11 protein-coding genes are annotated in these 14807 nt (G+C 59.9%); 7 read left to right on the plus strand and 4 right to left on the minus strand.

The genetic code is table 11. The features are described from left to right. Nucleotides 1-70: 70 nt before the first annotated feature. Together ACED88_RS01800 and guaA are read left to right on the plus strand one after the other, a co-directional pair. Complete coding sequence (locus ACED88_RS01800; protein WP_449108537.1) at nt 71-622, plus strand: DUF3817 domain-containing protein; 552 nt, start codon at nt 71-73, stop codon at nt 620-622. Nucleotides 623-694: 72 nt separating this feature from the next. Beyond that, nucleotides 695-2287 carry a glutamine-hydrolyzing GMP synthase gene (guaA, locus tag ACED88_RS01805; RefSeq protein WP_237194664.1) on the plus strand — a complete coding sequence of 531 codons (1593 nt, stop codon included), beginning with the start codon at nt 695-697 and terminating at the stop codon, nt 2285-2287. Nucleotides 2288-2552: 265 nt separating this feature from the next. Here the strand turns inward: guaA and ACED88_RS01810 are convergent, their stop codons facing one another. From ACED88_RS01810 to ACED88_RS01825, 4 genes are read right to left on the minus strand one after another with little or no spacing between them, the layout of a single operon-like run. After that, a complete protein-coding gene (locus tag ACED88_RS01810; RefSeq protein WP_449108538.1) occupies nt 2553-2903 on the minus strand; it encodes a hypothetical protein in 351 nt (116 codons plus the stop codon). Nucleotides 2904-2961: 58 nt separating this feature from the next. Next, nucleotides 2962-4701 carry a glycoside hydrolase family 13 protein gene (locus ACED88_RS01815; protein WP_449108539.1) on the minus strand — a complete coding sequence of 580 codons (1740 nt, stop codon included), beginning with the start codon at nt 4699-4701 and terminating at the stop codon, nt 2962-2964. A gap of 3 nt (nt 4702-4704) precedes the next feature. Further along, nucleotides 4705-6438 (minus strand): alpha-glucosidase, encoded by a 1734-nt coding sequence (locus ACED88_RS01820; RefSeq protein WP_449107485.1) that lies wholly within the window; start codon nt 6436-6438, stop codon nt 4705-4707. Nucleotides 6439-6460: 22 nt separating this feature from the next. After that, a complete protein-coding gene (locus ACED88_RS01825; protein WP_449107486.1) occupies nt 6461-7291 on the minus strand; it encodes an endonuclease/exonuclease/phosphatase family protein in 831 nt (276 codons plus the stop codon). 291 nt (nt 7292-7582) lie between these two features. On the opposite strand from ACED88_RS01825, the gene ACED88_RS01830 reads away from it, so the two are divergent. From ACED88_RS01830 to ACED88_RS01850, 5 genes are all read left to right on the plus strand, one after another. Then, complete coding sequence (locus tag ACED88_RS01830) at nt 7583-9226, plus strand: alpha-glucoside-specific PTS transporter subunit IIBC (protein WP_449108540.1); 1644 nt, start codon at nt 7583-7585, stop codon at nt 9224-9226. Between the two features lie 95 nt (nt 9227-9321). Continuing rightward, complete coding sequence (locus ACED88_RS01835; RefSeq protein ID WP_449107487.1) at nt 9322-10089, plus strand: MurR/RpiR family transcriptional regulator; 768 nt, start codon at nt 9322-9324, stop codon at nt 10087-10089. Continuing rightward, the gene (locus ACED88_RS01840; RefSeq protein ID WP_237206238.1) at nt 10086-10541 is read left to right on the plus strand and encodes a cell shape determination protein CcmA; all 456 of its coding nucleotides are present in this window, start codon (nt 10086-10088) and stop codon (nt 10539-10541) included. The genes ACED88_RS01835 and ACED88_RS01840 overlap by 4 nt, the downstream gene beginning before the upstream one ends. Before the next feature lie 126 nt (nt 10542-10667). Further along, nucleotides 10668-14576, plus strand: a complete 3909-nt coding sequence (locus ACED88_RS01845; protein ID WP_449107488.1) for a DEAD/DEAH box helicase — start codon at nt 10668-10670, stop codon at nt 14574-14576. Further along, nucleotides 14569-14805 (plus strand): hypothetical protein, encoded by a 237-nt coding sequence (locus ACED88_RS01850; RefSeq protein WP_449107489.1) that lies wholly within the window; start codon nt 14569-14571, stop codon nt 14803-14805. Before ACED88_RS01845 ends, ACED88_RS01850 begins: the two co-directional genes overlap by 8 nt. The last annotated feature ends 2 nt before the right edge of the window (nt 14806-14807 follow it).

Below are 14807 nucleotides of genomic sequence, written 5' to 3' on the forward strand. Positions count from 1 at the left end.
GGCTAGCTGGCCCACCGGCGTCCGCCCACCAGAAACCGACCACCCACACCAGCTAAGGGAGAAACCAGCTGTGAGCGAGAACCCCACTCCGCGCCCCGTCCACCGTACCGATGGCAAGAAAGTAACCCTCGCTGAGGGAACCACCGAAACCAACGCCGCAGGCGGTTTTACCGTTCGCAAGAAATTCGGCGGAACCGAGTCACAGATTCGTGGGGCCCTGACCATCTACAAGTGGTGCGCCTGGATTTCAGGTACCTTCTTGCTGCTACTGGTTGCCGAAATGATCAGCCGTTACATCTTCGGCTACGACCTGATCGCCGGTGGTGTCGATGCCCAGACCGGTGAAACCGTGGCCCTGGGCTGGCTCAACCTTGAAACCGGCAACCTGCACGGGGGCCTGAACATCTCCACATGGATCCTGATTATTCACGGCTGGTTCTATGTCGTCTATCTCCTCTCCTGCTTCCGCCTCTGGCTGCTCATGCGCTGGGCCCTGCCCCAGATGATTGTCATGGCCCTGGGCGGTGTGGTGCCTTTCCTGTCCTTTATTGTGGAGCGCCGCATCTACGCAGAAACCCTTGCCCTGCTTGATGCGAACCCGCAGGCCACTAAACGTTACTAGGTCTAGCGCTTCCCTGCACTAGAATAGAACCCAAGGATTACCCTTCAACCCCAACCGAAAAGGTATATACCTGTGACTACCCACAACCCCATCGAGGAGCTCGAAGAGCGCCCCGTACTGGTCGTTGACTACGGCGCCCAGTACGCGCAGCTCATCGCGCGCCGCGTGCGTGAGGCTGGTGTCTACTCGGAGCTGGTTCCTCACACCATGCCCACCGAGAAGATGCTCGCCAAGAACCCGGCTGCAATTATTCTGTCTGGTGGCCCCTCATCCGTATACGAGGACGGCGCCCCCAAGGGCGACATCGCCATGTTTGAAGCGGGCGTACCCGTCTTCGGTATCTGCTACGGCTTCCAGGTCATGGCCCAGACCCTCGGCGGTACCGTCGCTAAGACCGGCCTGCGCGAATACGGCGCAACCGACGCCGTGGTCTGTGCAGAGAACTCTTCCTTCCTGACCGGTACCCCCAAGACCCAGAACGTCTGGATGAGCCACGGCGATTCTGTCTCTGAAGCCCCCGCAGGCTTCGAGGTGCTGGCCCAGACCCCCGGCGCAGCCGTTGCAGCCTTCGTTGATGAGAAGCGCAAGTTCGGTGGCGTGCAGTGGCACCCCGAGGTTAAGCACTCCGACTACGGCCAGGTCGCCCTGGAGAACTTCCTCTTCAACGTAGCGGGTCTGAAGAAGACCTGGTCAACCGGCAATATCATCGAAGAGCAGGTTGCTAAGATTCGCGAGCAGGTGGGCGATGACCAGGTCATCTGCGCCCTCTCTGGTGGCGTTGACTCATCTGTTGCCGCTGCCTTGGTTCACAAGGCTGTGGGCGACCAGCTAACCTGCTTCTTCATCGACCACGGTCTGCTGCGCGAGGGCGAACGCGAACAGGTTGAGCAGGACTACGCTTCAACCATGGGCATTAAGGTTGTGACTATCGACGAGTCAGAGCGCTTCCTGGGCGCCCTGGCCGGTATTACCGAGCCCGAAGCTAAGCGGAAGGCGATTGGCCGCGAGTTTATTCGTTCTTTCGAAGCTGCCCAGCGGAAGCTGATCGAAGAGGCTGGCGCTGAAGGTACCGACATCAAGTTCTTGGTGCAGGGTACCCTCTACCCCGATGTTGTTGAATCTGGCGGCGGCGAGGGCGCTGCGAATATTAAGTCTCACCACAATGTGGGTGGCCTGCCTGATGACCTGCAGTTTGAGCTGGTTGAGCCCCTGCGTACCCTCTTTAAGGACGAGGTTCGCGCCATTGGTCGTGAGCTGGGTGTTCCTGAGAAGATTGTTGCCCGTCAGCCTTTCCCCGGCCCTGGCCTGGGTATTCGCGTGATTGGTGAGGTTACTAAGCATAACCTGGATATCCTGCGTGCTGCTGACCTGATTGTGCGCGAGGAACTTACTGCCGCCGGCATGGACGAGGAGATCTGGCAGTGCCCCGTGGTGCTGCTGGCGGACGTCCGTTCCGTTGGTGTGCAGGGGGACGGCCGTACCTATGGTCACCCGATTGTGTTGCGCCCGGTGTCGTCTGAGGATGCGATGACTGCTGACTGGTCACGCCTGCCTTATGACCTGCTGGCGAAGATTTCTAACCGGATTACGAATGAGGTTGCTGAGGTGAACCGAGTGGTTCTGGACGTGACGTCAAAGCCTCCGGGAACGATTGAGTGGGAATAACAAAAATTTTCCCCAACAGGGAAAAATAAAATTTTTGTTATTCCGCGAGCCTGCGAGCGGCATGGACGATTTAGCGCGGCTGCCGCTTGCGGGCCTCGGGGGGAGCGAGCGAACTTGCTCGCTCCTTTCTTTTATTCCGCGAGCTTGCGAGCGGCATGGATGACTTAGTGCGGTTGCCGCTTGCGGGCCTCGTATACCTGAACAGCCCCCGTCCTTCCCCGTTGAGGGGATTGGGCGGGGGCTGTTCTGCGCGTGGGGCTGTGGTTTAGCCGCCGAAGTTGAAGATCCAGGTGATGCCGTACTTGTCGCTGAGGGAACCGAAGGTGGCGCCCCAGGGGGGGGCGGCTGTGAGGGGCTGAATGTTGGTGGCACCGTCGGAGAGCTTAGCGAACCAGGGGCGGGCGGTCACAACGTCCTCTGCGGTGCCGACGAAGGAGGCTTCCATGGTGGTGGTGTTGGTGACGCCGTCCTTATCTGCGGTGTCGGGGTGCGCGGCGGGGCCATCGGAGGCGCGCAGGTTGAAGCCGTGCTCGGTGATAAGTTCGGCGTGCATGACCAGGTTTTCGTGTTCGGGGGCGACGGGGGCCTGGAAGTCCTTGAAAACAGAAAAGACCATCTAAATCAGAAAAACCCACCTGGTTCGTGGGTTTTTCCGATTTAGATGGTACCTAGTGTTAGGCGGCGATACGGTAGATCCGGGCCTCGTAGGGGCGTAGGGTCAGCTCAGCCTCAGCAGACTGCTCGGCGGCGTCCGCGTAGTTGGCTAGCACCACCTGGGCGTCCGCGTCCTCCAGCACCTGGTAGGTGCGTTTCAGGACGCCGTCGGTAAAGTTAGCGACGACCAGCAGCTTCTCGCCCTCCCCGTGGCGCTCGTAGGCGTAGACCTCAGAATCTTCGGGGTCCAAGGGCAGGAAGGAGGCGTAGACTAGCAGGTCTTTCAGCTCGCCCCGGCGCAGGGCTACCAGCTGCTGGTAGTAGCGCCACAGGGAATCCTCACGGTTCACAGCCTCAGCCGCGTTGATCTCGGCGTAGTTCTCATTCAGCCCAATCCAGGGGGTGCCGCTCGTAAAGCCGGCACCGGCGTCCGCGCTCCACTGCACCGGGGTGCGGGCGTTATCGCGGCCCTTGGCGTAGATCAGGGCCATAGCCTCATCCGAGCTCATGCGGTCATGTTCGGTGACCATATCGGTGTAGAAGTTAATCGAATCAAGGTCCTTGTAGTCCTCAATGGAGTCGAACTGCACATTGGTCATGCCGAACTCTTCGCCCTGGTAGATGTAGGGGGTGCCCTGCATACCGTGCAGCACGGTGGCCAGCATCTTGCCGGAGAGCTCCCGGTACTCGGGTGAATCGTTACCAAAGCGGGAGATGAGGCGGGGCTGATCGTGGTTGTTCCAGTAGAGCGAACCCCAGGCCTTGCCGTCCAGCTCGGTCTGCCAGGTGTTGAGTATCTGCTTCATCTCGGTCAGCTCAACGGGTTTGCGGGACCACTTGCCCATGCCGGTCTCGGGATCAGAGTCCAGGCCCATGTGCTCAAAGTGGAAGATCATGTGCAGCTCATCGGTGGTGAAACCGGAGAACTGGACGGCTTCCTCGGGGCCGGTGGCGCTCATCTCGCCCACGGTCATGCAGTCGTACTTGTCAAAGGTTTCCATGTTGAGCTCGTGCATCCACTCGTGCACCTTGGTGCCGTTTTCAATCACGAAAGGAATGGAAGATGAGTGCTTTTCGGGGTCGACGCTGGGGTCATCGGGCAGGCCCTCGGGCTTGGAGATGATGTTGATAGCGTCCAGGCGGAAGCCGTCGACGCCCTTATCGAGCCAGAAGGTGACCAGGTCAAAGATTTCCTGGCGGACCTTGGGGTTCTCCCAGTTGAGGTCGGGCTGCTTGCGGGAGAACATGTGCAGGTACCACTGGTCGGTGGTTTCATCGTATTCCCAGGCCGGGCCGCCGAATTCGCTGCCCCAGTTATTGGGGGGTAGGGGCTTACCGTCCTCATCAACCCCTGAGGAATCCCGCCAGATGTAGTAGTCGCGGTAGTCGTTATCGCGGGAGGCACGGGACTTTTCGAACCACTCGTGCTCATCGGAGGAGTGATTGACCACCAGGTCCATCAGGATCTTGATACCGAGAGAGTGGGCGGTTTCGAGCATGGTATCGAAGTCGTCCATGGTGCCGAACTCGGGCATAATAGCCCGGTAGTCGGAGATGTCGTAGCCCATGTCGTCGTTGGGGGAGGCGAATACGGGGGAGAGCCAGATGACGTTAATTCCCAGGTCTGCCAGGTAGGGCAGGCGGGCGGTGATGCCGGGGATATCGCCGATACCGTCGCCGTTGGAGTCGTTGAAGCTGCGCGGCCAAATCTGGTAGACGACCGCTTCCTTCCACCAGGTCTTTCCTGAATTATCTGCCATGGTTTAGTCCCTTTCGTAGAGGTAAATCTTTGCTTCGTAGGGGCGCAGGGTTGCGCCCTGGTCGTCGGTGTAGTTGCTGCTGATCAGAGTGCGCTTGCCAGCCGGTTCGGTGAAGGTGCGGGTCAGGACGTCCTGAGTGAAGTTGGCGATGACCAGCAGGGTTTGGCCGTCGGTGGGGCCGGTGCCCTGGCGCAGGTAGGCGTAGACCTGGCCGTCTTCGGTGGCGGGTGCCTCGGCTGAGTCAATGAGCTCGTAGACACCGTTGACCATGATGGGGTGGGCATGGCGCAGATTGATGAGGTCGCGGTAGTGGTAGAAGACCGAGTTTTCATCGGCAAGGGCTGCCTCAGCGTTGATTTCGGTGTAGCGGGGGTTGAGCTTCAGCCAGGGGGTGCCGCTGGTGAAGCCAGCCTGCTCACCGGCCGTCCACTGCATGGGGGTGCGGGCGTTGTCGCGGCCGGAGGCTGAGATGTAGCGCAGCATGGTGTCGTGGTCGACCACACCGGAGCCGACCAGCTTGGCGTAGTGGTCGTGGATTTCTAGGTCGTTGTAGTCGGCCAGGTCGGTGAAGAAGACGTTGGTCATGCCCAGCTCTTCGCCCTGGTAGATGTAGGGGGTACCTGCCATACCGTGTAGCACGGTGCCCAGCATTTTGGCTGAGACCACCCGGTACTCAGCAGAATCGTTGCCAAAACGGGAGACAGCGCGGGGCTGGTCGTGGTTGTTCCAGTAGTTGGCGTTCCAGCCCTTGCCAGCTAGATCGACCTGCCACTTGGTGAGAATCCGCTTGAGGTCGCGCAGGTCGAAACGCTCATCGTTCCACTTGCCCAGGGCCGGGTTGGGGTTGGCGTCCACGCCCATGTGCTCGAACTGGAAGAGGGTTTGCAGTTCGCCGCGGTCAAAGCCGGTGTAGAGCAGGCCGTCGGCGGTGGTGACGCCGGGAGCCTCGCCCACTGTAATGACGGGGTAGTGGGAGAGCACCTCGCGGTTCATCTCAGCCAGGTACTCGTGCACGCGGGGGCCGTTGGCTGCCATGGTGATGGAGTCGGTGCCGCCCCCGGCTGCTACCTGGGGGTCATCGGGGTAGGCCGGGTCTTTAGAGATCAGGTTGATGACGTCCATGCGGAAGCCATCGACGCCCTTATCGAGCCAGAAGCGCATGAGGTCGTAGACCTCGTTGCGCACGACAGGGTTTTCCCAGTTGAGGTCGGGCTGCTTGGTCGAAAAGAGGTGCAGGTAGAACTGCTCGGTGGTAGGCTCCCATTCCCAGACGGAGGGGGAGAAAGCCGCGACCCAGTTATTGGGCGGAATCGGGGTGCCGTCCTCGGTAAAGCCCGCCGGGTCCTTCCAGATGTAGTAGTTGCGGTAGGGGTTCTCCCGGCTGCTCTTGGCCTGCACGAACCAGTCGTGCTCATCGGAGGTATGGTTGACGACCAGGTCCATCATGATCTTGATGCCGGCTGCGTGAGCGGTCTCAAGGAGCTCATCAAAGTCGGCCATGGTGCCGAACTCGTCCATGATGTCCCGGTAGTCGCTGATGTCGTAGCCGTTATCGTCGTTGGGGGACTTGTAGATGGGGGAGAGCCAGATGACATCCACCCCGAGCTTGGCTAGGTAGGGGATTTTCTCGGTGATACCGGGAAGGTCGCCGATGCCGTCGCCGTTAGAGTCGTTGAAGGACCGCGGGTAAATCTGGTAGACAACGGGTTCTTGCCACCACTGGGTTTCGACTGTCATGATGTGCTCCTTTGCGGTTTGGCTAGATATCGAGGGTCAGTAGCAGACCGGAGTGGTCTGAAATTGCGGTTTCGTCGGTGTCGGGGAAGACGACATCGTGGGTGCGGACGCGCGTGGGCCGGTCGGTCAGCACAAGGTCGATACGCAGGGCTTGGGTGAGATTATCCCAGCCATGGATGGCCTTGTGAACGGTAAACTCGCCGGTCACCTGCTCAGCTACCGTGTAGGTATCAATCCAGCCCCGCTCCTGCATCAGATCGTAACCTTCACCCTGCACCTGAGCCGCATTATTAAAATCGCCGGCAAGAATCACGGGAGCACCGTTAGCTAGCTGCTTCATCTGCCCCTCTAGCTGGGTGAACTCATCAGCAAAGAGGGCTACCTCACCGAGTTTCCACCAACTCATATGGGCGCTCGCAACCCAGGCGCCACCGAACTCCTCACCCAGCTGAACCGCCACAGCAACCCGCCGGGCGACGTCCTGATCCGTATACGCCGGCGAAAGATCAACTAGCTCACAGCGCTCAAAGGGCTGCCGGGTCAAAAGAGCGACACCCTCGTCATAGCGGTCAAATCCCAGATGAGACACCGACCAGGCCCAGTGGTAGGGGGAACCCAGCTGCTCCAAAAACTGGTTCAGCAACAGAGCATAGTTATCCTGGCGGACGGGGCGGTCAGCACCCCCGACAAAGCCGAGAGGGGTATCCACCACGGCGGACTCCACAAACTGGTTGACCTCCTGCAGAGCAACTACATCAACCTGCTCCCGCACAATAAACTGAGCCAACTCAAAAATCTTGGGAATCTGGTGCACCTCAAGCCAGCTGTGGGTGTTCAGCGTTAATAGTTTCATCGAGTACAAGCGTCACTTTCACGGGTCAACGAGGAGAGTCCTACGGCTACCCATCCTAGGTGCGCCCGGCCTGTCTGCCCCCACCAAACCCGGCTCCTGAGCCCCGGCACTTTTACCCGCTCCCGAAAAACGTGCCGGTTCACGGCATTAATGCCAAAGTACCCCAAATCACGCCTACGCTCGGCCAAAGAATGGTTAGATAAGGCTAGTAATCACACGGGTGGCGCTCCGCACACACCAACGCAGCAAGCAGACGGCGAGCCCCACCTATACACGAAAGGTTCTTATCCGATGATGGAGAAGATTCAGAGGTTCGGTTCGGCCATGCTGGCCCCGGTCCTCATCTTTGCTTTCGCCGGTCTTGCAGTAGGTATCGCTATTATCTGCAAGAACGAGCAGCTTCTGGGCGGTATCGCAGCAGAAGGTACCGGCTGGTACAACTTCTGGTCCGTATGGGAGTCCGGCGCCTGGACCGTCTTTAACCAGATGGAACTCCTCTTTGTTCTAGGTCTTCCTATCGCTCTAGCTAAGACCGCCCAGGCTCGTGCCGTGCTTGAAGCAGGCATGATTTACCTGACCTTCAACTACTTTGTAGCCTCTATCCTCAGCATCTGGGGCAACAACTTCGGCGTTGACTACAGTGTTGACCTCTCTGAAGGCGCAGCAGGTACCGGTCTGAAGATGATCGCTGGTATCAAGACTCTTGACACCGGTATCTTCGGCGCCATCATCATCTCAGCCATCGTCGTTTGGCTGCACAACCGCTACTTCAACACCAAGCTGCCCGACTTCCTCGGTATCTTCCAGGGCACCCAGTTCGTCTACGGCCTGGGCTTCTTCCTGATGATGCCTGTTGCCCTGGCCTTCGTCGCCATCTGGCCTACCATCCAGACCGGTATCGGCTCCCTGCAGGGCTTCTTCATCTCCTCCGGTGTCTTCGGTGTTTGGCTCTACACCTTCCTTGAGCGCATCCTGATCCCCACCGGCCTGCACCACTTCATCTACACCCCCTTCGTCTTCGGTCCTGCTGTTGTTCCCGACGGCATCACCAAGTACTGGGTTGCCAACCTCGAAAGCTTCGCAGCATCAACCACCCCCGTCAAGGAACTCTTCCCCGGTGGCGGCTTCGCCCTGCACGGTAACTCCAAGGTCTTCGGCCCCCTCGGTATCGCAGCAGCCTTCTACACCACTGCCCGCCCCGAAAAGCGCAAGGAAACCCTGGCCCTGCTGATCCCCGTCTGCCTCACCGCAATCCTGATCGGCATCACCGAGCCCCTGGAATTCACCTTCCTCTTCCTGGCACCCCCGCTCTTCGCAGTACACGCAGTTCTGGCAGCTACCATGGCAGCTACCATGTACGGCTTCGGCGTTGTCGGTAACATGGGTGGCGGTCTGATTGACTTCCTCTTCCAGAACTGGATCCCCATGTGGCCCAACCACTCCGGTATGGTTCTGACCCAGATCGGTATTGGTCTGGTCTTCACCCTGATCTACTTCGTAGTCTTCCGCTTCCTGATCCTCAAGTTCGACTTCAAGACCCCCGGTCGTGAAGTAGACGGTGGCGAAACCAAGCTCTACACCAAGGCTGACTACAAGGAAGCTAAGAAGAACGGCACCCTGGGTGCTGAAGGTGCAGCTGCCGCTGGCGCAACTGCTGGCGCTGCAACCGCTGTAGCATCAGACCCCTACACCCAGCGCGCAACCGACTTCCTGGCTCTGCTCGGTGGCCCCGCCAATATCACCGATGTGAACAACTGCGCCACCCGCCTGCGCGTCTCAGTAGATGACCCCTCACTGGTCGCTACCGAAGCTGACTTCAAGTCATCTGGCGCACTCGGCCTGGTGAACAAGGGCAAGGCCCTGCAGGTCATCGTCGGTATGGACGTACCCCAGGTCCGCGACAAGTTCGAAGAAATGGTCAATGCTGGTAAGTAGACACCTACTACCAATGACCTAACACAGGGCTCCTGATGTTTTAGCGCCTATACTGTATAGAATTGCAGTGAACCGCAAAACTTCAGGAGCCCTTTGTGGACTTACAGGAACTCGTCAACGCGCACCAGAACCGCCTCAGCGACACCGAGCGCGAGATACTCGCCTTCATGCTCAACAACGAGCAGTTCGTTGCCGACTCAACCATTAGCGCTCTGGCCCACAAGACCTTCACCTCAACGTCCAGCATTATCCGCCTGACGAAGAAGCTAGGCTTCTCTGGCTTTGCCGAACTGAAGTTTTTCGTGAAAAATTCACTTCTAGATGCAGCATCGCCTAACACAGATTTTCTAGAGAGCGGCCGCACCGACATCCTCAAAACCTACGAGGGTCTCACCAACGTCAACTTCGAGCCCATCCTCAAGAAAATTGAATTGGCTCGTACCATCTACTGCTACGGAACCGGTTTTGCCCAGCGCACCGCTATTCAAGAATTTTCAAAGTCCATGCTGGCTTGCGGCAAATTCACCCACGTTATTCCGGCCTCCAGTGAGTTTAGGGGGAGCATCGGCGTTATGAAGCCCGATGACCTCGTCATCATAGCCTCCCTCTCGGGCGAGACCGAAAGCGCTCTGCCGACGGTGCGCGCCCTGGCCGCCCGCAAAATCCCGATGATTGCCATTACAGCACTTGGCGTCAACACGATTTCTGCCGCCGCAGATTTTTCCCTCCACTACGAGTCCACACCCACCGTCACGGGAACAGCCAAAGAGCCCTACCACTCTTTTGTGGCTCTGAGCGTGCTGCTGGACTACACCGTTCGCCAATACATCCAGTACATCGATACCCAAGAAAAGAATTCATGAACGCCCTGCTCTATGCCCTGCGCGACACCCAGCGCCTCCGCACCTTCCTCTTCTGGTACTGGCTTATCAGCCCCATGGTTTTCTTCTTCTACCAGTTTGCGGTGTCGCGTGGAGAAAACGTCGACTTCCGCGAAATGCTGAACGAACCCGCTATCGCCCTTGCCTTTATCGTCAGCTGCATGTCACTGATTATGGTGGGTCTGCTGCGGGCAGCAGAAACCGAAAACGAAAATACCGAGCGCAGCTTCGGTATGTTTGCTGTAGCCCAGCAGCTACTCACCGGCAACGTTCCTGGCTTCCTGCTGAGCTACTTCTATACCCGCTCCCTCTGGGACGCCCCGCGTGAGCCCTTCGCCCCCCGCCTCCGCTGGGTTATCCTTGCGGGCATGGCCCTGCTTGGTCTGCTATCCCTGCTTACCCTGCTGGCCTACTTCAACCTGGCCACCGGCTAAAAACCATCCCCGGCCCTGTTCCCTGGGAACAGGGCCTTCCTGTAGTGTCTGAGAATCTGTGCTGCGGGCCCGAAAGCTCTATGATGGTAGGGAAGTTAACACGTGCAGAAAGCTAGAGTAGATTCAGTGAACGAGCAGGTAGACCCTGAAACCGCTAACGAGCGCACTACCGGTGCCGCCGCACCCTGGTCCCAGGGCCATGCACAAACCCCGCTGGAAACCCCGGACTCTACCGCTGATGAACAGGTAACAGCCCAGGTACAGGCAGGCCTTGAAGCCTGGGCCGAGCAGATGGAAACCTACACTGGCCCCGATGCCATGTTGGACTTCAACCAGGTCGACTACGTGCACATTGACCTCACTGATGCGAATTCTTCAGGCGTAGCCCAGATGTTTATGGGTCGAAAGACTCGACTGTCAACCATCTTGCGCGATAAGGCCAAGCTTGAGGCTGGCATGGTAGCGGCTCGAGCCTTGCGCACCAAGATTTTTGAGCTGGCAACCGGGCACGGGCTAGATGCAGGTTACTTCGTTGCGGGCACCGCCTCTTGGCTTTCAAGAGATGTCCGTGAGGACGGCATGGTGGGGGAGAAGCGCTTTATCGCACCGATTCTCATGGCTCCTCTTGCTATTACCCCGCACCCTACCAGCGACGACTTTGAGGTTCAGCTCACCGGCCCAGCCCAGCTGAACCCCGCCATGGTGCGGCAGATTAAGAAAGAGTACGGCATCGACCTGGGCACCATGGACGTCGCCCAACTGGCCAACTCCATGCGCAAGCTAGACCCCGAGCCCGTCATTGAGCGCATGCGGGCTACCACCGGGGCTGTACCCGGCATGACGATTCGCTCTACCTACTTCATTTCTACCTTTGCAGACCTTAAGGAAAGCACTGGGGAGCTTCCGGCAACCGCCCATACCCCGCTCGTCCGCGATATTGCCCAGCTCAAGCTCAACCCGTTAGAGCAGCCCTTTGTTGCCCCCGTCCACAACACTCGCGAACCCCTTGATAGCCGCGACCCTGACACCGACATGCTGGTGGTGGACGCGGACGCCAGCGGGCAGGACATCGTTGACCTGGCCCATCTGGGGCACTCCCTGGCTGTGACCACCGCTCCCGGTACCGACCAGCTCGGCACCGCAGCCAACATTGCCGCGGCCCTGATTCACCAGGGGAAATCTGTGCTTGTGGTAGGGGAGAAGCGCTCCACCCTCAACGATTTCAACCGTCTGCTGGAACGCACCCACCTCACCGACCTCACCTTCAATCTGCTGACCGAACGGGACTCAGAGGCCTACCGGCAGGAGTTCATCTCAGCGATTGTGCGCGATGAGAAGGCTCCCGCCCCCAACGTCACCGATATCCACCGGGAACTGGTAGAAACCCGTGCCAAGCTGCGCGGCCACACCGAATCGCTGCGGTTCACCGAATCCCGCTGGGGCTGCTCTGTCTACGATGCCCTGCAAACCCTGGCAGCGCTTACCGCCCAGGACCCGGCGCCCTCTACCCAGGTACGTCTAGCCCGCACCACCATGGACGAGCTGACCCGCCGCACAGAGACCGTCCACAAGCTCCAGCGTCTAGCTGACCTTGGCGGTTTCCGCCCCTCAACCCGGGCCTCAGCCTGGCACCGGGCTAAGCTCACCAGCTCAGACGATACCGAAGCCGCCCACGCCCTGGTCAAGAGCCTGCGTACTTCCCTGAACGAGGTGTCAGCGGGCATGACCCTCATGGCCGACGAAACCGGCCTGAAGCCCGCCACTACCATGGACGACTGGGGAACCCAGCTTGACCTGCTCGAACGTATCGCTGATACCCTCACCCGCTTCAGCCCCGATATCTTCGACCGACCTGTCACCGACCTGATTGCCGCCACCGCGAGTGGAACCTGGCGACGAGAGCACGGCATCGACATGTCGAGCATCCAGCGCTCCCGCCTGCGCCGGGCCGCCAAAGAATACATCGTGCCCGGCGTCAATATCTCAGACCTACACGAGAACCTCTTTATCGTTCAGGGTCAGCGCGAAGAATGGATTGGCCTGGCTAAGGACGAACGCGTCCCCACTATCCCCGAGAACCTCGCCGACCTGCGGGCCCGCTATACCGCCCTGCTCGAAGAATTCACGGGGCTAGCTATCGTGCTGGAAGATTCCCCGGCCGGCACCCGCTTCTCAGCCACCCCCCTCAACCAGCTCGAAGAGAGGCTCGCCGCCCTCATCGATGACGAATGGCTCCTACACACCCTGCCTGAGCGCGTCCGCCTCACCCGGGAACTGAGCGACCAGGGCTTGGGCGAACTCCTCGATGACTTTTACGAACGCCAGCTCGAAAGCGGCGCTGTAGCTGCTGAACTAGAACTTGCCTGGTGGCAGACCGCCCTTGAAATGATGCTGGCCTCTCAAGAACTTGAGATTCTGAGTGCAGACACCCTGCGCGACCTCGAAACCCGCTTTCGCCGTGCAGACTACTCGCACCTGGCGTCCGCCCCTGCCCGCCTGCATGCCCGCGTAGCCGATACCTGGCGCGCCCGCATCCACGAGTACGACCACGAAGCGGCCTTCCTGCGCAGCCAGCTCAAGAGCCACGAGTTCAACCTCCAGCAGGTGCTGACCCACGCTCCCACCATGGCCACCACCCTACTACCCCTGTGGATTACCAGCCCCTTCGCCCTCTCAGGCAAGGTGCCCACCGGCATGCGCTTTGACGCAGCGATTCTGCTCGATGCCGAATCCACCCCGCTGGCAGCTAACCTACCTGCCCTCATCCGGGCAGAGCAGGTCATCGCCCTGGGTGACCCCCACAGCGGCTTCCCCTCACCCTTCATGGTCTCAGCGGTAGCCCAGAACGCACCGGTGGTAAAGAACCAAAAACTGGTTAGCACCTTCGAGGCCCTCGCCAAGGTACTGCCTGGCCGGTCTTTGGCTACCGTCAACCGGGCAATTGACCCCGCCCTCTTTGGCTACCTCAACGAACACTTCTATCGGGGAGCCCTCACCAGCTACCCCTGGGGGGAAGAAATTACCGACGGCACCCCGGCTCTCACCGTGGAATATGTGGACGTCACCGGGCGGGTCTCCGACAACGCCGCCCTTGATTCACCCAGCCTTGAGGTACAGCGGGTAGCCGAAATGGTCATCGAGCACGCCTACCGCAGCCCCCAGCAGACCCTAGCAGTAGTTACTACCACAGCCCGTCACGCCCAGCGTATCGCCGAGGCCGTCCGCCAGCTACTGGTGCGCTACCCCCAATTCGCCCCCTACTTCGCAGCGGGGGACGAGTCCTTCCGCGTCGTTGATGTCTCCCGCGCCGTCGACATGGAACGGGACGTCATTATCTTCGCCCTTGGCGCCGGTAAAACAGCCCAGGGGGCAGCCCACCACTTTGGGCACCTTTCCGAGCGCAGCGGCCGTGAAAGCTTCGTGCTTGCTACCACCCGCGCCCGCCATCTCACCCGCCTGGTCACCTGCGTGACCCCCGAAGATCTGGACCCCCAGCGCCTAGAATACGGGGCCTTCGATATCTACCGCCTGCTGCTGGCCTACCGCCGTGAGCAAGAAGCTCGCGCCGCTCAGGAGCTGACCAAGCCCATCACCGACAAGCTACCGGTCAACGAATTCCTTACCAACGACCACCTAGAAGCCATCGACATGGGTGACTGGCTGCTCAACGACCTGGTGCGCCGCCTGGGCCAGCACAAGGTCACCCTGCACGAATCGGACGTTCCCCTGATCTCGTTGATCGCAACGAGTGAGGAAGAATCTCTATTGGCCGGGGCAGTGGCTAGCCCCCGGGCCCGCACCATGGTGCAGGACGTCGACCGTACCACCCCGGTGAGAGTGCCCCTGGCCGTTGTCTCTGACGGTTCAGACGCCTACGCTGCCATGAGCGTGCGCGAACGCTCCCGCCTGATTCCTGAGCTCCTGGCCCGTACCGGCTGGAACCACATGACCTGCTGGACTATCGAGGTCTTCTCAGACCCCGAAACCCTGGTCGGCCGGATTGGAAGCTACCTGGGGCTGGGGCGCAATGAGTAAGCCATCAGGCGCTGAGCCAGCAGGAACTGAAACCCCTGGCCCCGGCTACAGCCCCGTCCCCAAAAAACGGCGCGGCCACCGCCGGGCCACCGGCGGCTCATCCTTTACTGGCACCGAACCCAAACTGGCAGGGCTCACCGAACCAAGTGCGTCCGCCCCGCCCACCGAGGGGGAGGACGCCCGGGCAACCTGGCTCAAAGAACAGCGTCCGCCCCACTACGGGCAATAAAA

The organism is Rothia sp. 11273D007AR, from assembly GCF_053547255.1.

Excerpts from the sequence above, each read along its gene's own strand:
- ACED88_RS01815 (WP_449108539.1), bottom strand. The coding sequence starts at position 4,701 with ATGGCAGATAATTCAGGAAAGACCTGGTGGAAGGAAGCGGTCGTCTAC.
- ACED88_RS01825 (WP_449107486.1), bottom strand. The coding sequence starts at position 7,291 with ATGAAACTATTAACGCTGAACACCCACAGCTGGCTTGAGGTGCACCAG.
- ACED88_RS01830 (WP_449108540.1), top strand. The coding sequence starts at position 7,583 with ATGATGGAGAAGATTCAGAGGTTCGGTTCGGCCATGCTGGCCCCGGTC.
- ACED88_RS01820 (WP_449107485.1), bottom strand. The coding sequence starts at position 6,438 with ATGACAGTCGAAACCCAGTGGTGGCAAGAACCCGTTGTCTACCAGATT.
- ACED88_RS01810 (WP_449108538.1), bottom strand. The coding sequence starts at position 2,903 with ATGGTCTTTTCTGTTTTCAAGGACTTCCAGGCCCCCGTCGCCCCCGAA.
- ACED88_RS01850 (WP_449107489.1), top strand. The coding sequence starts at position 14,569 with ATGAGTAAGCCATCAGGCGCTGAGCCAGCAGGAACTGAAACCCCTGGC.
- ACED88_RS01840 (WP_237206238.1), top strand. The coding sequence starts at position 10,086 with ATGAACGCCCTGCTCTATGCCCTGCGCGACACCCAGCGCCTCCGCACC.